This window comes from Flavobacterium sp. LMO6, assembly GCF_009495795.1.
Lineage (GTDB): Bacteria > Bacteroidota > Bacteroidia > Flavobacteriales > Flavobacteriaceae > Flavobacterium.
The window spans coordinates 37268-57510 of sequence record NZ_WIBH01000013.1; the positions used below are offsets into that span (position 1 = coordinate 37268).

A 20243-nucleotide genomic window follows, 5' to 3' on the forward strand; every position below is an offset into this window, starting at 1 on the left:
TGCTGTTAGTTTATAACAGCATTTATTTTTTGCCATAATACATCATCAAAATCAGATAAACCAAAAGTTGAACTATCGGCTTCATTTCCCATTCTTATGATGACTATTTTTTTACTGGGAATCACATATATTTTCTGATCATTTTTTCCTAAAGCACAATACATATCATTTGGAGCACTTGTAATTAAACTTCCCGAAAATTGAAATTGTGATTGTGGTAAATGATAACTTGTTTTTCCGTTTAACCACCATAAATAACCATATGATAAGTTTATGTTTTGAGATGTTGTAGTACCATTTCTAAAATAATTTTCGTTTATAATTTGGTTATTTTCCCATTTTCCGTTATTCAAAGCTAATAAACCAAAACGTGCCATACTTCTAGTATTACTCCAATATACACTCAATCCTCCATTTTGAATCCAAGCACCACCTGTCATTCCAATTTTATCTCTTAACTTAGTATTAAAGTAATTTGTCCAGGTTTGCCCAGTCGCTTCGGAAACTACATCTTGTAATTTGACATAAACATTATGATATGCCCAACGTGTTCCAGCATCTGCCACATATTGTAAATTTGCAGGAGAAACATTATCACCTAGAGCATCGTTTAAGCCTGAAGACATGGTTAATAAATGCTTATTTGTAATTAAATTTTCTTTAGCTAAAGGAATACTTGTCCAACCTTCTCCTAAATAATCAGAAACTTTGTTGTTAATAGAAAGATAGCCTTCTTGTTCAGCAATCCCAGTAACTGTTGCTGTTAAAGTTTTACCGGCGCTTGCCCAATACCAATTCGTTGAAGCTGTATGTCCGTTGAAATAATTTTCCATTACAATTCTTCCGTTTTGAAGGATTATAAAGCTTTTTGAATTTTTTAATTCCAAATAATCTAATAAAGGTTGTACGGCATCTTGATTCCATCCTAAGTTAGATATCGTTTTAGTTTCCCATGTAGATGATCCTATTGGAGGAAAATACATTTCTTCTTCATTATTTGAAGTATCCTCAGAACTACAACTGAACAAAAGTAAAGCGACTACAAAAATTATGATTTTTTTCATAAAGGTTATTTAGGGTTGTACAATTGTTAGACAATAAAAGTAAGGAATAGTTTAATTCAAAAGAGAAATAATTGTAATTTTATGCCTTAATAAAATGGTTTCAAATGAAAAAAATAATCGTATTTATAGCTTTTATAGTATTATCGTCTTGTAAACAAACTATTACCAATGACAATATACAGTATTTGAATGGTTATTGGGAAATTGAAAAAGTAGAACTACCAAGTGGTGAAATGAAAGAATATAAGGTAAATGAAACCATTGACTTTTTTAAAATAGAATCAAATAAAGGTTTTAGAAAAAAAGTAATGCCACAATTAGATGGAACATATTTAACGAATGATCATCAAGAAGATATTATTATAACTTTTAAGGATGGCGACGCTACTATTCAGTATAAAACAAATTATGCTAGTTGGGATGAAAATATTATCGAATTAACAAATGATAAATTAGTTCTAAAAAATCAGCAAGAATTAGAGTATCATTATAAAAGACCAGCTAAATTTTCTATAAAATAACTATGGCAAAACGATTTAATGAAGAAAGTCCGATAGGAGATGTCTTAAAACAATTTATATCGCAAAATAAGTTAGAAGCAGGAATGGATGTTGTTAACGTTCGAGATGCATGGAAAAACTTAATGGGAAACGGAGTAAATAATTATACAACTGAAATTCAATTAAAAGGAAGTACACTTTATGTTGCATTGTCATCAGCAGTTTTGCGAGAAGAATTAAGTTACGGAAAAGACAAAATCATAAAAATGATAAATGAAGAACTTCGAAAAGACTTGGTAACAAATTTAATTTTACGATAAATAAAATCCCGATTCATTGAATCGGGATTTTATATTTTTATACATAATCGACTATACTGTCAACTGCGACTGAACACTCAATATTAAAATTGCTCTCTTCCTGAAAAATGGAAAGCACCTTCAATAGCTGCATTTTCATCAGAATCAGATCCGTGAACTGCATTTTCACCTATTGATGTAGCATATTTTTTACGGATTGTACCTTCAGCTGCATCAGCAGGATTTGTAGCACCAATTAAAGTTCTAAAATCTTCCACTGCATTTTCTTTTTCTAAGATAGCAGCCACGATTGGACCTCTTGTCATAAATTCAACTAATTCACCAAAAAATGGTCTTGCAGCATGAACAGCATAAAAAGCTTGTGCATCAGCAATAGTTAATTGAGTTAATTTCAAAGAAACGATTTTGAAACCACCTTCTGTAATCATGTTTAAGATTCCACCAATATGTCCGTTTTCTACAGCATCTGGTTTAATCATTGTAAATGTTCTGTTTGTTGCCATTTTTTTAAATTTTTTGCAAAGTTACTATTATTAATAGGTTTTGCAAGATTGTTTTTAATTTATTTCACAATACTTCTGGCAATTCTAAACCCATAAAATTCGTGCGTTTTATTTGGCTCTGTAGAAATTCTATTAGCTGGTCTTGCATAGTTTGGTTGGCTATCCCATGAACCACCTCTAACACTTCTTCTATTTCCCATTTCAGGACCTTTTGGATTGTCACCTTTTTCTAATTTATAGAAATCTTTATTATACCAATCCCAACACCATTCCCAAACATTTCCACTCATATCATACAAGCCTAGTTCATTTGGTAATTTGGTTCCTATAGTATGTGGTGTTCCTTTACTGTTCCCTTTGTGCCAAGCAACATCATCTAGAGTATTACTGCCACTATATTTAAATGATTTTGAAAGAGCACCTCCTTTAGCAGCATATTCCCATTCTGCTTCAGTTGGAAGTCTATATCCATTAGCTTTAAAGTTGCAAATAAAATTTGGGCCTTTTTTTGTGTACACTGGCTGAAGTTTTTCTTTTTTACTTAACCAGTTGCAATATGCAATTGCTTCGTTCCAAGTTATTCCATTAATTGGATGATTGTCTTGCCATCCCCAAGTTGGTTTTGCAGGCATTTTCATCTTGTTAGCTTTAATAAATTCTTTCCATTCCCATACGGTAACTTCAAATTTACTAATCTCAAATGAATTTAAGGTTACACTATGTTCGTTTTGCTCATCTACATCTGCTAATCCATCAGATTTTTTTGAACCCATTTTAAAAGTTCCTCCCTGAATTTTAACTAAATCAGAGTTGATAATACTATTTTTAAAGGCTAAAAGAGATAAAATTGTAATTAATAAGGTGGAATAAAACGTAATTTTTTTCATAAGTTATGTTGTTAATTTAGGTACGCAAATATAATAATAATTTAACAATAAGCAGTTTAAATGTTATATTGTTGATTTTACGCTAAAATTTATAGTAAAAAAATAAATATATTGCTTTTTGTCGAACAAAAAAGCATTTTATCGATATTTTTTAAATTGTAACAACAGTGAAATTATGTTCTAAAGGCTGTAAATCAGCGTGTAGTTTTTGTAAAAAAGCATCATAGGAATCGATTTTATCATAAAAAGCAGCAAAATTTGCTGTTCTTTCTTGTAAACCATTGTTTGGAAATAATTCATCTTGAATTTTTAAAATACTATTTAATTTTTCAGTATGAATTCTTTTTTCGGCTCTAAGAAGTTTTTTTTCTAAATTATCAAGACCTTTTAGTTGTTTTATTTCTTGAGCTTTTACAGCTCCTAAAAAAGACTTATCTGTTTTATTAGCAATTTCGTATAATGCTTCAAATTGCTTTCTTAAAGTTTCTTTTTGTTCCGAAAAATCAATATTGAACGCAGAAAATTCTTTCGTTTTTTTATCTAATAGCTTTTTTTGAGATAAAAAAACGTCATTCCAACTAACGTTTAACTTATCTAATTTTGAAACTTGTTTTTCTGTTACTAAAAGAACAGAATTTCGAACTAAAAGTATGGGAAATGTAATTTTGTTTGCTTCAAAATTAGATTTTAATTCTAACCAATAAGCAATTTCACCACCACCACCAATATAACATAAATTAGGTAAAATAACTTCTTGGTATAGTGGTCTTAAAATTACATTCGGACTAAAATTTTCTGGATGATTTTCTAATTCAACCAAAAGTTCTTGTTCTGTAAATTTTAATTTAGTGTTATTAATTAAATAACTTCCGTTTTCAAAAATAATGCGTTCTCTTAATTTATTTTGAATATAAAATAAGTTAATTTCTCTTGGACTAACTTGAATGTTGTATTCTTTTAATTTAAGAATGGTTTCATTTACTTTTTTAAATGAAGTTTGGTTTTTTAACTCCTCTTTTAGTTGCGGAATAAATATTTTTTTCAATTCTTTAGAATCGCCATCAAGAATAACTAAGCCTTCATTTTTAAATAACTCATTAGCTAAATATCTCGTAGCATCAGCTAAATTTTCATGTTCTAGATATGATTTTTTGAATAATTCTATTAAATAACTGGCATTATTTCCTATTCCTAGTTTAGAAGAAAAAGTTTCAAATACTAAATTTAATTCCGAAGTTTCTAATCGGCCAACGGGTCCATTACTTTCTTTTTTCCACTGAATTTTCTCCTCATTAAAATTAAAATAATTGATTTCTTCAAAATCATGGTCTTCAGTAGCCATCCAATAAATAGGAACGAAATTTTCAGATGGGTATGATTTTTTTAATTCTTTACATAAATTAATAGTAGTAACAATTTTGTACAAAAAATATAACGGCCCAGTAAATAAATTTAGCTGATGCCCAGTTGTAATAGTGTATGTATTAGATTGTTTTAAGAGTTTAATGTTGTGTAAAGTATTTTCAGATAGTACAAAATTTGTATACTGTTTTTCTAATTCAGACACCAAGATTTCACGATTCTCAAATGGAAAATTTTGTTTTTTTTCTCTCATTTGATCTTTAAAGTTTTCAATTTTTGGAAATCTATTGTATAACGATTGTAATTCAGATTTTTGGTCTAAATAATCAACAATTAGCGGTATGAAATAGCCTGATTTTTGATACGTTATACAGTCGTTTGGCATTTTAAAGTGTAATTTTTTGCTAAAATAATCAAAAATCAAATGACAATAATTAACATTTTGCCAATTTATAGTTAAAAGCCTTAAATTTTAATTTTACCTTTGCAAAAAAACTACAACTTGAAAGACATTCTCTTAATCACACCACCTTTTACCCAACTGAATACGCCGTATCCAGCAACGGCTTACATTAAAGGTTTTTTAAATACCAAAAACATTTCGGCGTTCCAAATGGATTTAGGTATCGAAGTGATTTTAGAATTGTTTTCAAAAGAAGGTTTAACGGATATTTTTTCATCCATCACCTATCATCCATCATCCAAATCAGAAAGAATTTTATTTCTGAAGGACGATTACATCAAAACCATCGATGCTGTTGTCGCTTTTCTTCAAGGAAAAAATCCATCATTAGCACGACAAATTTGTGCTGGGAATTTTTTGCCCGAAGCGTCTCGTTTTGAACAACTAGATGATATGGAATTTGCCTTTGGAACCATGGGAATGCAGGACAAAGCCAAACATTTAGCTACCTTATACTTAGAAGATTTATCCGATTTTATTGTGGAATGCGTCGATGAAAATTTTGGTTTTAGTCGTTATGCAGAGCGTTTAGGAAGAAGCGCAAATTCGTTTGATGAATTGTACAATCATTTGCAAAATGACCTAACTTTCATTGATGCTATTACGCTTAAAATTTTGAAAGAAAGAATTGAAGTAATACATCCAAAATTAGTTTTAATCTCAGTTCCTTTTCCTGGAAATTTATATAGCGCTTTTCGTTGTGGCCAATTCATAAAAGCGAATTTTCCGACTATAAAAATTGCAATGGGAGGCGGTTTTCCTAATACGGAACTTCGTGAATTAAAAGACCAACGTGTTTTCGAATTTTTCGATTTTATTACGTTAGATGATGGAGAACTTCCAGTGGAATTGCTTGTTAATTACGTTCTTAATTTACCTCCTTTGGAGGGGTTAGGGGATGCTAAAAGAACCTTTCTTCTAGAAAACAACCAAGTCGTTTACAAAAATAATTCCATTCGCCACGATTACAAACAATCAGAAGTAGGAACACCCGATTATTCTGATTTGTTGCTAGATAAATACATTTCGGTTATCGAAATTGCAAATCCTATGCACAGTTTATGGAGCGATGGTCGTTGGAATAAACTCACCATGGCGCACGGTTGCTATTGGGGAAAATGTACATTTTGTGATATTTCACTCGATTATATAAAACTTTACGAACCTATTGCTGCCAAAATTTTGGTAGACAGAATGGAAGAATTAATAGCCCAAACGGGCGAAAATGGTTTCCATTTTGTTGATGAAGCAGCGCCACCAGCTTTAATGCGTGAAGTAGCTTTGGAAATTATCAAACGAAAATTAGTTGTCACTTGGTGGACGAACATTCGTTTTGAAAAAAGCTTTACTGCTGATTTATGTTTGTTGTTGAAAGAATCGGGTTGTATTGCGGTTTCTGGCGGATTAGAAGTGGCTTCTGACCGACTTTTAGACTTAATTAAAAAAGGAGTTACCGTTGAACAAGTAGCACAAGTTACTCGAAATTTTACCGAATCGGGAATTATGGTGCATGCGTATTTGATGTATGGTTATCCAACACAAACGATTCAAGAAACCGTTGATAGTTTAGAAATGGTGCGTCAATTGTTTGAATTAGGTGTTTTGCAAAGTGGTTTTTGGCATCAATTTGCTATGACTGCGCATTCTCCTGTAGGAATGTTCCCTGAAGAATTTGGCGTAATTCCAGAACAGAACAAAATTACGTTTGCCAACAACGACATTAATTTTAAAGATAAAACCGGAATCAATCACGACAAGTTTAGTTTCGGATTGAAAAAATCCTTATTTAATTATATGCATGGCATTTGTTTCGATTATGATTTACAAGATTGGTTCGATTTTAAAATTCCAAAAACTAAAATTCCGAGCGATTTTATATTCAATTGCCTTCAAAAAGAACCAAATTTAACTGCAAGACCTAATTCAAGAATAGTATGGTTAGGAAGTCATCCACAAATTGAAATTTTTACGAAGTCTAAAAAGGGAAATAGTTGGGAAATGATGAAATTAAGTTTTCATACTAAAGTAAATTCCTTCGATATCATTTTAAATGAAGCAGAAGGTAAATGGCTAGTTTCTGTTTTAAAATTACTTTCGGTTAATAGTGAAAATAAAACTACTTTTTCTCAACTAAAGTCTAGTTTTGAAAGTGAATTAGAAGATTTTGAGTTGTTTTGGTTCAGTAAACCGATGCAAACTTTAAGAGCATCCGGATTACTTTTATTATAAAATAGCTATATTATTTTTACAAAATTTATGAGATTTATCATTTACGCAAACGATTTCTTTTTGTAAGTTTACTGCAACTAAAAATAATCTAATATGGATACCAATTATAAACTTTTAGTGAATAGTTCAACTTCTTTTGAGCTAACTGAAAGTAAACTTAAAAAACTTGATGCTGTTCAGGTTGAGGATTTAAAGTTTCATGTGTTAAAAGATCACAAACCTTTTAAAGCAGAAATTGTTTCAACAGATTTTATTTCTAAAAGATACACAATTAAAGTCAACAACAATACGTATGAAGTTGCAATTTCAGATGCTTTAGATGAATTAATCAAAGGTATGGGAATTGAAAGAGGAAAGACTAAAGTTGTTAATGCAATTAAGGCTCCAATGCCAGGTTTAATTCTTGAAATTAACGTAGAAGTAGGTCAATCTGTAAAAGAAAACGATCCTTTATTAATTTTAGAAGCCATGAAAATGGAAAACAGCTTCCTTTCGCCAAGAGATGGAGTTATTAAATCTATTGCTGTTGAAAAAGGAAATGCAGTTGACAAAGGACAATTATTAGTTGAATTTGAATAAAGTGATAAGATAAAAGTAGTAAGTATTTTGACTTTTTAAAAAGTGGAAATACTTGAATAAATTCAGGATAAATGAAAAAAATAACCAAAATATTAGTTGCAAATCGCGGTGAAATTGCCATAAGAGTAATGAAAACTGCAAAAAAAATGGGAATTAAAACGGTTGCTGTTTTTTCAACCGCCGATAGAAATGCCCTACATGTAAAATATGCAGATGAAGCGGTTTGTATTGGTGAAGCAGCTTCAAGTCAATCGTATTTACGAGGCGATAAAATTATTGAAGTTTGTAAAGATTTAGGCGTTGATGCTGTTCATCCAGGTTACGGGTTTTTAAGTGAAAATTCGGCTTTTGCTGAAGCTTGTGAGAAAAATAATATCATTTTCATTGGACCAAAATCGAAAGCCATTGAAATGATGGGAAGTAAATTAGCGGCAAAAGAAGCCGTTATGAAATATGATATTCCTATGGTTCCTGGAGTAGATCATGCAATTATTGATGTAGAAGAAGCTAAAAAAACGGCTAAAGCGGTTGGTTTTCCTATTTTAATAAAAGCGTCTGCTGGTGGTGGAGGAAAAGGAATGCGAGTAGTTGAAAGAGAAGAAGATTTTGAATCGCAAATGAATCGTGCAATTAGTGAAGCAACTTCGGCTTTTGGAGATGGTTCTGTTTTTATAGAAAAATATGTAACCAAACCACGTCACATCGAAATCCAAATTATGGCGGATAGTCACGGTAATGTGTTGTATGTTTTTGAAAGAGAATGTAGTATTCAACGTCGTCATCAAAAAGTGGTGGAAGAAGCACCTTCGTGTATTTTAACACCAGAAAAACGCAAAGAAATGGGAGAAGCTGCTGTAAAAGTAGCTCGTGCATGTGATTATTTAGGTGCAGGAACTGTAGAGTTTTTAATGGATGCCGATCATAATTTCTATTTTTTAGAGATGAATACTCGCTTACAAGTAGAACATCCTGTTACCGAAATGATTTCTGGTTTAGATTTAGTAGAATTACAAATTCGTGTTGCTCGCGGTGAAGCTTTACAAATGAAGCAAGAAGATTTGAAAATTCAAGGGCATGCCATGGAACTTCGAGTTTATGCTGAAGATTCTATGAATGATTTCTTACCAAATGTTGGATTTTTAAGTACTTACAAATTACCTGAAGGCGAAGGAATTCGAGTGGATAACGGTATTGAAGAAGGAATGGATGTGCCTATTTATTATGACCCTATGCTTTCTAAATTAGTGACATACGGAAAAACTCGTGAAGAATCTATAGAATTAATGATTAAGGCTATTGATAATTACCATGTAGAAGGAGTTGCAACAACATTGCCTTTTGGTAAATTCGTAATGGAACACGATGCATTCCGCTCGGGAGATTTTGATACTGGTTTTGTTAAAGCTTATTATGATGCTGAAAAATTAAAATCAAAATTTGATACAGAAGCTGAAATTGCTGCAATGATAGCTTTAAAGCAATATTTGGAAGACCAAAAAGTATTACGATTACCTAATTAATTGGCACATCGATAAATTGTCTAATTGACTCATTGAAAGAAAATGGAAGATAAAATAAAAATATTAAATGATAAAATTGCCTTAGCTAAACTAGGTGGAGGCGAAAAACGTATAGCTTCTCATCATGCTAAAAAGAAATTAACAGCTCGCGAAAGAGTGGAATATCTTTTAGATGAAGGTTCTTTTGAAGAAATTGGTATGCTAGTAACTCACAGAACTACCGATTTTGGAATGGAAAAAGAAATCTATTATGGTGATGGAGTAGTAACAGGTTATGGTACAATAAACGGAAGAATAGTTTATGTTTTTGCACAAGATTTTACAGTTTTTGGAGGTTCATTGTCTGAAACTCATGCTGAAAAAATATGCAAAGTAATGGATATGGCGCTAAAAAGTGGAGCACCTATGATTGGACTTAACGATTCTGGTGGCGCACGTATCCAAGAAGGTGTGCGTTCGCTTGGTGGTTATGCTGATATTTTTTATAAAAATGTGCAATCAAGTGGTGTAATTCCTCAAATTTCGGCTATTATGGGGCCTTGTGCTGGTGGAGCGGTTTATTCACCTGCAATGACCGATTTTACCATGATGGTAGAAGGAAATAGCTATATGTTTGTTACAGGTCCTAATGTGGTGAAAACAGTTACAAACGAAGAAGTAACTTCAGAAGAATTAGGAGGCGCAAGCACACATTCAACTAAATCAGGAGTAGCTCATATTACATCTCCAAACGGAATAGAATGTTTAGAAGATATTAAAAAATTATTGAGCTATGTACCTCAAAACAACAGAGAAACTACGCCAAAAGTTCCTTATGTTTTAGGAAATGAAGTTCGTGAAAAATTAGATACAATTGTTCCTGATAATGCGAACAAACCTTATGATATGCATGATGTAATTACAAACATCATAGATGAAGATTCGTTTTTTGAAATTCATAAAGATTTTGCAGAAAATATCATTGTCGGTTTTGCAAGATTAGGAGGAAGAAGTATTGGAATTGTAGCCAATAATCCTAAATATCTAGCGGGTTGTTTAGATGTAAAATCATCTATTAAAGGAGCGCGTTTTGTACGTTTTTGCGATTGTTTTAATATTCCTTTATTGGTATTAGAAGATGTGCCTGGTTTCTTACCAGGAACAGATCAAGAATGGAATGGAATTATTGTTCATGGGGCTAAATTATTATATGCATTTAGCGAAGCAACCGTTCCAAGAGTTACTGTAATTACTCGTAAAGCTTATGGTGGAGCTTACGATGTAATGAATTCTAAGCATATTGGTGCTGATATGAATTTTGCATGGCCAGGAGCAGAAATTGCGGTTATGGGTGCAAAAGGAGCATCGGAAATCATTTTTAAAAGAGAAATTAGCGAAGCAGCAGATCCAGCAGCTAAATTGTTAGAAAAAGAAGCGGAATATGCTGAATTATTTGCAAACCCTTATACTGCAGCTCGAAGAGGATTTATTGATGAAGTAATTTTACCTCACGATACAAGAAGAAAACTTTTAAAAGCATTTAGTATGCTTGAAAATAAAGTGGTGGAAACACCCAAAAGAAAACACGGAAATATTCCTTTATAAAATTAAGAAAGACCGACTAAATGTTGGTCTTTTGTTTTTTTAATTTGGAATCAACATAATTAGCAATAAAACCTAATTTCATTCGATTAAGCATTTTCTTTTCAAATTCCCAAAAAAAGGCAAACTGACCAAAAATAGAACCAACAATTATTAGTAATACTTGGTATATAGGAAAAATAAGTATAATTCTTAAAACTCTATATAACCAATGAGGTTCAAATGTTTCTGGAATTCCTACTAAACTCAAAAATGGTTTTGCTATTTGTAATGAGCTATAACCAGTGATTGCAAATACAATAAAAATAAGGCTTAATTGCCAATTTGAACTAACATTCCAGCGTTCTTTTAGTTTCTTCATAAATTAAATTCTAGGTGTAAAGCCACCGAGCTTTTGGTTATATTTTAGTTGAAAATAGACTAAATAATTATATATCATATAATTTACTTCGTAACCATAATCAATATGAGTGTCATAATTAATACTCATTTCATATAAATTTGGATTATATTGAGATGAAAGCATTGCTCTTCGATTCCATTCCAATACCCAAACGTTATTTCTTGCTTCTAAATAAGCTTGTGAATAATAATTTCTGGGTTTAGCATTACTATTAAACCAAGAAGAAAATCCAATATCAATTATTAGAACTTCATATTCAATTTTTTTATTTACTATACGAATAGTATCGCTTTCTAATTTTGGTTTATCATCAAATTTTTTTTCAGTTTTTGATGAATTACAAGCTAAAAGTATTGAAAAAACCATTGAAAACAGTAAAACAAAATATTTCATAGCTTCACGTATTTAGTATTGTATAAAGATAAAAAAAAAGCACCGACTTGGCCGATGCTTTTATGTATTTCTATTAATTTATTTTTATAAAATTAATTATTTTTTAGTAAGCTAATAATTTGCTCAGCAAGTTCAGTACCAATTCGGTCTTGTGCTTCACCAGTAGCGGCACCAATATGAGGTGTTAAAGAAATTTTTGGATGCATTAAAATTTGAATTTCTGGAGTTGGTTCGTTTTCAAATACATCTAATCCTGCAAATGCTACTTTATTATTGTCTAGTGCTTCAACTAAAGCAACTTCGTCGATAACTCCACCACGAGCACAATTAACAATTCCTACACCATCTTTTAATTGAGCAAATTCTTCTTTACCAATTACATAACCATCTTGAGCTGGTACATGTAAAGTAATAAAATCTGAATGTTTAAAAATGTCTTCTAAAGGTTCTGTTTTTATATCAACATTAATAAATTGACCATTGTAAAAATCAACGCGAATTACGGCATCGCTTAGAAATTTATCTGCAGCAAGAACTTTCATTCCTAATCCAAGTGCCATTTTTGCAACCGCTTGACCAATACGTCCAAATCCAATAATCCCTAAAGTTTTACCTCTAAGTTCAATTCCGTTTGCATAAGCTTTTTTCAATCCATCAAAGTTAGAATCTCCTTCTAAAGGCATGTTTCTATTAGAATCATGTAAAAAACGAACTCCAGTAAACAAATGAGCAAAAACTAATTCTGCTACACTTTCTGATGAAGAAGCAGGAGTATTTATAACATGTAGGTTTTTGCTACGAGCATAGTCTACATCTATGTTATCCATTCCAACACCTCCACGACCAATAATTTTTAATCCTGGGCAAGCATCAATTATATCTTGTCTAACTTTAGTAGCACTTCTTACTAAAATTACTTTTACATCATTAGTATTAATATAATTGGCAACTTGTTCTTGAGCTACTTTTGTTGTAATTACTTCAAAACCTCCTTTTTCTAAAGCTTTAATTCCGCTTTTTGAAATTCCGTCGTTTGCTAAAACTTTCATTTTTATGTTTAGTGTTTGTAGTTTAGAAGTTCAAAAGAAATCTAAACTGTAATTTTTATTAAATATTTTTCTCTAATTCTTGCATTACATCAACTAAAACTTGAACGCTTTCAATTGGTAATGCATTATACATTGATGCTCTATATCCTCCTACAGAACGATGTCCAGCTATACCAGATATTCCAACCGCTTTCCACATAGCATCAAATTTTGCTTCATGTTCAGGGTTTACTAATACAAATGTAGCATTCATGTTAGAACGATCTTCCAAGGCTGCAACTCCTTTGAATAATGGATTTCTGTCGATTTCAGCGTATAATAAATTTGCTTTAGCTTCATTGATTTTTTCAATAGCTGCAATTCCGCCTAATTTTTTTAACCATTGTAAAGTTAATAATGAAGCATAAACAGGAAATACAGGTGGAGTATTATACATACTTTCTTTAGAAATATGTTCTTGGTAATTTAACATACCCGGAATTGTTCTCCCTGTTTTTCCTAAAATTTCTTCTTTAACAACAACTAAAGTTGTTCCTGCTGGTCCCATATTTTTTTGAGCACCTGCATAAATAATATCAAATTTTGAAAAATCTAAACTTCTCGAAAAAATATCAGAACTCATATCACAAACTAATGGCATTGAAACTTCTGGAAAAGATTTCATTTGGGTTCCAAAAATTGTGTTATTACTTGTGCAGTGAAAATAATCGGCATCTGAAGGGACAGTATAATTTTTTGGAATATGATTATAGTTTTCAGGTTTTGAAGAAGCTACCACAATTGTTTCTCCAAAATGTTTAGCTTCTTTAATAGCTCCGCTAGCCCAAGTTCCCGTATCTAAATAGGCTGCTTTTCCATTAACTTTCATTAAATTGTAAGGAATCATTAAGAATTCTAAACTAGCACCACCAGCTAAAAATAAAGCTTGGTAACCTTTTCCTTCTAAACCTAATAATTCTAATACTAAAGCTCTTGCTTCGTCCATTACGGCAACAAAATCTTTGCTTCGATGTGAAATTTCTAAAAGCGACAATCCTGATTGATTAAAATCGATAATTGCTTGTGCCGATTTTTCAAATACTTCTTGAGGAAGTATACATGGACCTGCGCTGTAGTTGTGTTTTTTCATTTTTATTATATGTAGTTATTTGTGTATTTTAAAAAAGCAAATTTCGGAAATATCAACTAAAAACAGGCTTATAATTTAATAATAATTATGCGATGTTATTAACGAAAACCTTGTAGATTATGTAAAAAAATGATAATTGTGTAATTATATTTTTGATAAAAATGCAAGTGTGTCTACATTATCAGCATAATCCCAAAGATTTGGTTGCTGTGTTTTTCCAAAGGCAACTGATTGTGCAATTAAATTATTTGAAACAATACATTGAATTTGTTCAGCATCTTTAGCTAATTGATTTTCAACTTCTTTAATGTCTTCATAATATTCATAAAAAACAGAAGAAATAGGAGATGAATAGCTACTATCTTCTTTAATAGTTAAAAATTCGTTGTCTAATAATTTAAAATTACTCATTAAGAATACAGCTTTATTATAATCATAATTGTTGGCATATTTTTCATATTTAATAACGTCTCTATATTCAAACATAGCGTTAAAAAAAGCATCAAAATTATAACCTTTCGGTACAAATAGTTTAGATACATTTCGGCAACCTAATCCAAAATATCTAAAAATATCTTCACCTAAATTTATTAAATCTTCGTGAGATTCTGTTCCATTTAAAACGGCAACCGAATTTCTGTTTTTACGAATAATATTTGGTTTGTCTTTAAAGTAATATTCAAAATATCTTGCGGTATTGTTGCTTCCAGTGGCAATTACAACATCAAAACCTTCTAATTTATCTTCAACAAATGTTATTTTTGAGTTAAGATTTGGAGAAATAGCTATTAAATATTTGGCTAAAAATTTTAATAAATGTTGGTCATTTGATGATGTTTTTACCAATAAATCATGACCCGAAATTAATACCGAAAGAAAATCATGAAAACCCACTAAAGGAATATTTCCAGCTAAAATTAATCCTACTTTTTTCTTTTCAGTTTTAGAAAAATCATAGTTAGAAACCCATTGATTTAGGTTGTCTTCCGTTAATGCTTTTGACCAAGATTGAATACTAAAATGTACTTGTTCAGGTGTAAACCAACCATTATGAGATTGCGAAAGTTTAATTAAATCGGCAAAATCATTAAAGAATAATTCATTTTCTAAAACCGAAGAATCTTTTATATTTTCAACCTCAGAAAATTGGCGTAAAAATTTTCCTAATTCAACAAAACTCGATTTAATTTCATTTTGTAACATTTGTAACTTGTTTATATTTGGTTTACGTTGTATTTTTGCACAAAGATATGAAGTGAAAAGGCATTAGCCAAAAGTTTAAATTAATAAGAGATTCAACTTTTTAACAATTTAACTTTTAAATAATTAAATATAACGAAATGGCAATTATAATAACTGACGAATGTATTAACTGTGGTGCTTGCGAACCTGAATGTCCAAACACTGCAATTTATGAAGGGGCTGATGATTGGAGATGGAAAGATGGTACAAAATTAAGTGGAAAAGTAATTTTACCAGACGGTACTGAAGTTGATTCTGATGCAGCTCAAACACCAGTGTCAGACGATATTTATTACATTGTACCAGGAAAATGTACAGAATGTAAAGGGTTTCATGAAGAACCTCAATGTGCGGCTGTTTGCCCGGTAGATTGTTGTGTTCCCGATGATAATCATGTAGAAAGTGAAGAAACTTTATTAAACAGACAATCGTTTTTACACAACGAGTAATTTTTTTAAGAACATCTTAAAAAAGAGAATTTTCATAGAAAGTTCTCTTTTTTGTTTTCATACAGTTTAAAAACTTATGAAAAATGCTGTTTTTTGATTTTATTTTCGTTAAATTTGATTGTTAATCGGAAATTTATGATAAAAAAACTTACTTTTTTATTTATACTTTTTACATCTGTTGTCTTTTCGCAAAATATCGAATTTACGGTAATTGTAAAAGATTTTGATACCGATATGCCTATTGAAGAAGTAACTATTACTTCGCTAAGAACTCGTCAAGGCTTTTTAACCAATTCAGAAGGAAAAGCTTTTATTAGCCTCACTAGGTCATCTGATTTAGAATTTTCTCATTCTTCTTATAAAAAAAATTTCATTAAAGCATCTTCATTAAACAAAAATGAAAATGTAATTTACATGGAACCCATAACGCAACAGTTAGAAGAATATATTATTACAAAAGATCATCCACAAGAAATTTTAAAACGAATTATAGAGAACTCAAAAAATAATTTAACGCTTCCAGTTAATTTAAAAATTTACTTGCGCGAATTTTATAAAAGAGATAGTGATATAATTTTTTTTAACGATGGCTTAATTAATTTTCAGATTTTAGGAAATAAGAATAATATTAAAACCGATATTTTAGTAGAACAAAATCGAGCTGTTGGTATTTTGGACGGAAACATCGATCCAAACGTGTTAGGATATGATTTAAATAATATTATTGAAAATTATTATCAATTTAAGTATTTAGATGAGGTTTTAGATTCTAGAGCTAAGAAAACGTACGATTTTTTTGTAAAAACATATCCCTCTAACGAAGATTATTTGGTAATAAAAATTGTGCCTCTTTCAGAATCGAAAGGTATCTTATCAGATTTTAAGATTGTCTACGATAGTAAGAAAAAAATCATTATAGAAGTGAGTTCTTATGTTTCTCCAGACCGACTTCAGGCATATAAAGAAGGTATGTTTTCAACCCGAAAAGTGTATAAATTGGAATTCAAAAATACTTTTAGACAAGAAGGTGATTTTTATTATTTAGCTAATTCTAAAGAAGTAATTGGTTTTGAAAAACGCTATAAGAAACAAAATCGAAGAATCGAAGTAAAAAACCACATGGTAATTACTGATTTCGACAAAAAAATATTTGGATATGGTGATAAAAACGTTTTTAAAGATAAATCATTAATCAATAAAAAAACTTCTTTTTTTACGAATTATTGGGATGTAGAATCGGGTTTTGTTTCTACTTCTGAAGAGAAAGCGGTTATTGAAAGTTTAGGAAAAGCAAAAGAAGATATTCAAAACGAAGATAAAAATCCTAAAGAATAAGTAAGCAATCTAAATAAACTCCTTTTTATTTAATACTTTGATACTAATTAGGATTAAAGTATATTTGCGCACTTTTAAAAAATACATTCAGAATGAAAGCAGGAATTGTAGGATTACCAAATGTTGGAAAATCAACTTTATTTAATTGTTTATCAAACGCTAAAGCGCAAAGTGCTAACTTTCCGTTTTGTACTATAGAACCAAATATTGGTGTGGTAAACGTTCCAGATCCACGTATTGCTCGTTTAGAGGAATTAGTTAAGCCAGAGCGTGTTCAAATGGCAACGGTAGATATCGTAGATATTGCAGGTTTGGTAAAAGGAGCAAGTAAAGGAGAAGGTTTAGGAAATCAATTCTTAGGAAATATTAGAGAATGTAACGCTATTATTCACGTTTTACGTTGTTTTGATAACGATAACATCGTGCACGTAGACGGTAATGTAAATCCAATTCGCGATAAAGAAACTATCGATATCGAATTGCAATTAAAAGATTTGGAAACAGTTGAAAAACGTTTGGAAAAAACCAATCGTGCTGCAAAAACAGGTAACAAAGAAGCTCAAGCTGAAAAAGCTTTATTAGATAGAATTCGTGAGACTTTGATGGAAGCAAAATCGGCTCGTACGGTAGTTCCTCAAAATCAAGATGAGGTGGAGATGATGGAAGAATTTCAATTAATCACCACAAAACCAGTTTTATATGTTTGTAACGTAGACGAGGCTTCTGCTGTAAACGGAAACAAATATGTAGACCAAGTTCGTGAATTAGTAAAAGATGAAAATGCGGAAGTAATTATTCTTTCGGTAGGAGCAGAAGCAGATATTACCGAATTAGAAAGCTACGAAGAACGTCAAGTTTTCTTAGAAGACATGGGATTAACTGAGCCAGGTTCGGCAGTATTAATTCGTGCAGCGTATAAATTGTTAAAATTACAAACGTATTTCACAGCGGGTGTTAAAGAAGTTCGTGCTTGGACAATTAACATTGGAGATACTGCACCAAAAGCGGCAGGAGTTATTCATACCGATTTCGAAAAAGGTTTCATTAGAGCAGAAGTAATTGCTTTTGAAGATTTCTCTAACTTTGGTTCTGAATCTAAAGTTAAAGAAGCTGGAAAATTAAGAGTAGAAGGAAAAGAATACATCGTAAAAGATGGCGATGTGATGCACTTTAGATTTAACGTGTAATAAATTTCAATTTCATTATGGCTTTACAAGAAGAATTAGAAAAGCAAGGGCTTTGGTTGTTTAGATACAGAGGTGTTTTACCAGTTATTATTTTGGTTGTTGGTTTCTTACTTTTTATTCAAACAGAAATTCATCCTGAAACTTTTTTTCTAAAGAAAACGCCTTATGAAATTTATTTTGAAACTCTTTGTTTATTAATTAGTCTTTTCGGATTATTTATTAGAATATGTGTAATTGGTTTTACTCCTAAAAACACTTCTGGCAGAACAGTAAAAAATCAAGTGGCAGATAGTTTAAATACTACAGGTATGTATTCTTTAGTTAGACATCCACTATATGTAGGTAATTTTTTTATGTGGCTTGGTCCGGCAATAATGTCAGGAAATTTTTGGTTTGTGGTAGCTTTTGTTTTTTGTTATTGGGTTTATTATGAGCGAATTATGTATGCTGAAGAGCAGTTTTTAAGAAACAAATTCGGAAAAATCTATATAGATTGGTCTGAAAAAGTACCTGCATTTGTTCCAGATTTTAAAAATTTTATAAAAGCTAATTTATCTTTAAGTTGGAAAAAAGTAGTTAGAAAAGAGATAACGGGTATTTTTGTTTTATTTGCTATTTTCTTTGTTTTCGATTTCGTGGGAGTATATTTAAAAAACGAAAAAGAATTAAATCCTTTTTTGCTATATAGTATGATTTTTTTATTAATTGCTATTGTAATTATTAAAATCATAAAGAAAAATACCGATTGGTTAAAGCAGGAAAACCGATAATTTTTTTCATTTTTTTGGCATAAGTTTTGATATTTTCTTTCAAAACCAACCATCATAAAAAATCTCTTAATTATTTTAGCTACTTCGCTTTTATTTGCGTCTTGTAAAGAATCTGCAATAGAAAATAATTTTATCTATTTTTCGGAAGCCCAACCCGCAAATGTGAATATTATTTCCGAATTTCCTAAAAAGTTTATTGGCACATATGCCGTTGATACTTTGCACGGATTAGTAATAGAGCCAAAATGTACTTACCTAATCCAAAAAGAAACGATTACAGCTTTAAAATCGGAATTAGATTCTATTCCTGAATTAGAGTTTCGCAACAATCAAGTTTACGATAAATCCGAAAATAAATTTTATAAAACATTTAGAAAAGGCGATTCTGTTTCTTTTACTATAGAGCGTATAGATACCATTTTTTCTTTTGCCAAAAATGAAATTGCTAAAGCGTATAAATCTTCATTAATTCTAAATGAACAGGTTGATGGAAAATACCAAACTAATATCTTAAAATTAACTACATCAGGTGTTAAGTATATTACACTCGGAACCAAAAATGATTTTACAAAGTTACAGTCCGAATTAAAAATTCCATTCGAAACTATAATGGAAGAAAACGACACAGTTCACGTTGTTTTAACCCCATCTCGTGCCGATTTTAGAAAGTTGTTACGAAAAGAAGGATTTGATTTTGAGAGTAATTTTTTGTTTAAATAAAAAGTAGTGAAAATCATCAAAAAATATAAGTTAAGAATTCTTTCAATTCTATCTGTTTTATTCTTGTTTTTACCATTCGTACATCAATGTGATAATGTTGAATATGTAAATTCAAACCCTATTTGTGATGGTTGTGAGGTGTCATCCGATTCTCAAAGTTTAATTTCAGATTTTATTTTTTATGTAAAAGTTTACTTTGTTGAGGAAAGTGAAAGTGTTATTGATTTAATTTTTCAAATTAAAAATCTTTTTGATACAAGTATTTTAAATGACTTAGGAGCATTTTTATTACTTTTTTCTTCTCTATTTTCAATTTTATTGGTTTTGTTTTCTTTATTCGGATTATACAAAGTCTTTAAAAATAAGATGCGAAACATTTCAAAAGTGTATTTAACGAATTTAATTTTAGTTGTTCTGATTTTAGTAATTAATGCTTACATTTTTATCGACAGAATTGGTCAAATAAAAATTGGATTTTATTTATTATTGATTACCAATTTTTATCTTTTCATTCATTATAGAAAATTAAAGATTGATAAATAATTAGTCTCTTCTCTT

Annotated in this window: 21 protein-coding genes; 12 read left to right on the forward strand and 9 right to left on the reverse strand. The window is 30.5% G+C overall.

The window, feature by feature from the left end:
• Window positions 1-5 precede the first annotated feature (5 nt).
• Window positions 6-1064 carry a serine hydrolase gene (locus tag GFJ99_RS12165; protein ID WP_153209158.1) on the reverse strand — a complete coding sequence of 353 codons (1059 nt, stop codon included), beginning with the start codon at window positions 1062-1064 and terminating at the stop codon, window positions 6-8.
• A 104-nt stretch (window positions 1065-1168) separates the two neighbouring features.
• On the opposite strand from GFJ99_RS12165, the gene GFJ99_RS12170 reads away from it, so the two are divergent.
• Together GFJ99_RS12170 and GFJ99_RS12175 are read left to right on the forward strand one after the other, a co-directional pair.
• Window positions 1169-1585, forward strand: a complete 417-nt coding sequence (locus GFJ99_RS12170) for a lipocalin family protein (RefSeq protein WP_153209160.1) — start codon at window positions 1169-1171, stop codon at window positions 1583-1585.
• Window positions 1586-1587: 2 nt separating this feature from the next.
• Complete coding sequence (locus GFJ99_RS12175) at window positions 1588-1884, forward strand: DUF721 domain-containing protein (RefSeq protein WP_008253882.1); 297 nt, start codon at window positions 1588-1590, stop codon at window positions 1882-1884.
• An 83-nt stretch (window positions 1885-1967) separates the two neighbouring features.
• Here GFJ99_RS12175 and GFJ99_RS12180 read toward each other — a convergent pair whose 3' ends face one another.
• From GFJ99_RS12180 to bshC, 3 genes are all read right to left on the reverse strand, one after another.
• Complete coding sequence (locus GFJ99_RS12180; protein ID WP_008253880.1) at window positions 1968-2387, reverse strand: nucleoside-diphosphate kinase; 420 nt, start codon at window positions 2385-2387, stop codon at window positions 1968-1970.
• A gap of 59 nt (window positions 2388-2446) precedes the next feature.
• Window positions 2447-3274 (reverse strand): formylglycine-generating enzyme family protein, encoded by an 828-nt coding sequence (locus GFJ99_RS12185; protein ID WP_008253879.1) that lies wholly within the window; start codon window positions 3272-3274, stop codon window positions 2447-2449.
• A gap of 151 nt (window positions 3275-3425) precedes the next feature.
• Complete coding sequence (bshC, locus tag GFJ99_RS12190) at window positions 3426-5021, reverse strand: bacillithiol biosynthesis cysteine-adding enzyme BshC (protein ID WP_153209162.1); 1596 nt, start codon at window positions 5019-5021, stop codon at window positions 3426-3428.
• 117 nt (window positions 5022-5138) lie between these two features.
• Here bshC and GFJ99_RS12195 point away from each other — a divergent pair, with 117 nt between their 5' ends.
• The 4 genes from GFJ99_RS12195 (at window position 5139) to GFJ99_RS12210 (ending at window position 11011) form a co-directional block, all read left to right on the forward strand.
• On the forward strand, window positions 5139-7328 hold the full coding sequence (locus tag GFJ99_RS12195) for a radical SAM protein (protein ID WP_153209164.1): 2190 nt from the start codon (window positions 5139-5141) through the stop codon (window positions 7326-7328).
• 93 nt (window positions 7329-7421) lie between these two features.
• Window positions 7422-7907, forward strand: a complete 486-nt coding sequence (locus tag GFJ99_RS12200; protein ID WP_153209166.1) for an acetyl-CoA carboxylase biotin carboxyl carrier protein subunit — start codon at window positions 7422-7424, stop codon at window positions 7905-7907.
• Between the two features lie 80 nt (window positions 7908-7987).
• Complete coding sequence (locus tag GFJ99_RS12205) at window positions 7988-9427, forward strand: acetyl-CoA carboxylase biotin carboxylase subunit (protein WP_040470370.1); 1440 nt, start codon at window positions 7988-7990, stop codon at window positions 9425-9427.
• A 42-nt stretch (window positions 9428-9469) separates the two neighbouring features.
• Window positions 9470-11011, forward strand: coding sequence for an acyl-CoA carboxylase subunit beta (locus GFJ99_RS12210; protein WP_153209168.1), 1542 nt, complete (start codon window positions 9470-9472; stop codon window positions 11009-11011).
• Between the two features lie 16 nt (window positions 11012-11027).
• Here the strand turns inward: GFJ99_RS12210 and GFJ99_RS12215 are convergent, their stop codons facing one another.
• From GFJ99_RS12215 to GFJ99_RS12235, 5 genes are all read right to left on the reverse strand, one after another.
• Window positions 11028-11369, reverse strand: coding sequence for a DUF6787 family protein (locus tag GFJ99_RS12215; protein WP_153209170.1), 342 nt, complete (start codon window positions 11367-11369; stop codon window positions 11028-11030).
• 3 nt (window positions 11370-11372) lie between these two features.
• Window positions 11373-11804, reverse strand: a complete 432-nt coding sequence (locus tag GFJ99_RS12220) for a DUF6146 family protein (protein WP_238990102.1) — start codon at window positions 11802-11804, stop codon at window positions 11373-11375.
• 92 nt (window positions 11805-11896) lie between these two features.
• Window positions 11897-12853 (reverse strand): D-2-hydroxyacid dehydrogenase, encoded by a 957-nt coding sequence (locus GFJ99_RS12225; protein ID WP_153209172.1) that lies wholly within the window; start codon window positions 12851-12853, stop codon window positions 11897-11899.
• A gap of 58 nt (window positions 12854-12911) precedes the next feature.
• Complete coding sequence (serC, locus tag GFJ99_RS12230; RefSeq protein ID WP_153209174.1) at window positions 12912-13982, reverse strand: 3-phosphoserine/phosphohydroxythreonine transaminase; 1071 nt, start codon at window positions 13980-13982, stop codon at window positions 12912-12914.
• Window positions 13983-14126: 144 nt separating this feature from the next.
• Complete coding sequence (locus tag GFJ99_RS12235; RefSeq protein ID WP_008253863.1) at window positions 14127-15185, reverse strand: acyl-CoA reductase; 1059 nt, start codon at window positions 15183-15185, stop codon at window positions 14127-14129.
• 137 nt (window positions 15186-15322) lie between these two features.
• On the opposite strand from GFJ99_RS12235, the gene GFJ99_RS12240 reads away from it, so the two are divergent.
• The 6 genes from GFJ99_RS12240 (at window position 15323) to GFJ99_RS12265 (ending at window position 20228) form a co-directional block, all read left to right on the forward strand.
• A complete protein-coding gene (locus GFJ99_RS12240) occupies window positions 15323-15673 on the forward strand; it encodes a 4Fe-4S dicluster domain-containing protein (RefSeq protein ID WP_008253861.1) in 351 nt (116 codons plus the stop codon).
• Between the two features lie 135 nt (window positions 15674-15808).
• Window positions 15809-17008: a hypothetical protein gene (locus tag GFJ99_RS12245; RefSeq protein WP_153209176.1), complete on the forward strand. Its 1200-nt coding sequence runs from the start codon at window positions 15809-15811 to the stop codon at window positions 17006-17008.
• Window positions 17009-17100: 92 nt separating this feature from the next.
• Entirely contained in the window at window positions 17101-18195 is a 1095-nt protein-coding gene (gene ychF, locus GFJ99_RS12250) for a redox-regulated ATPase YchF (protein WP_008253856.1), read from the forward strand.
• Window positions 18196-18212: 17 nt separating this feature from the next.
• Entirely contained in the window at window positions 18213-18965 is a 753-nt protein-coding gene (locus GFJ99_RS12255; RefSeq protein WP_153209178.1) for an isoprenylcysteine carboxylmethyltransferase family protein, read from the forward strand.
• A 162-nt stretch (window positions 18966-19127) separates the two neighbouring features.
• Window positions 19128-19685, forward strand: a complete 558-nt coding sequence (locus tag GFJ99_RS12260) for a hypothetical protein (RefSeq protein WP_153209180.1) — start codon at window positions 19128-19130, stop codon at window positions 19683-19685.
• A gap of 6 nt (window positions 19686-19691) precedes the next feature.
• Window positions 19692-20228 carry a hypothetical protein gene (locus tag GFJ99_RS12265; protein ID WP_040470130.1) on the forward strand — a complete coding sequence of 179 codons (537 nt, stop codon included), beginning with the start codon at window positions 19692-19694 and terminating at the stop codon, window positions 20226-20228.
• The last annotated feature ends 15 nt before the right edge of the window (window positions 20229-20243 follow it).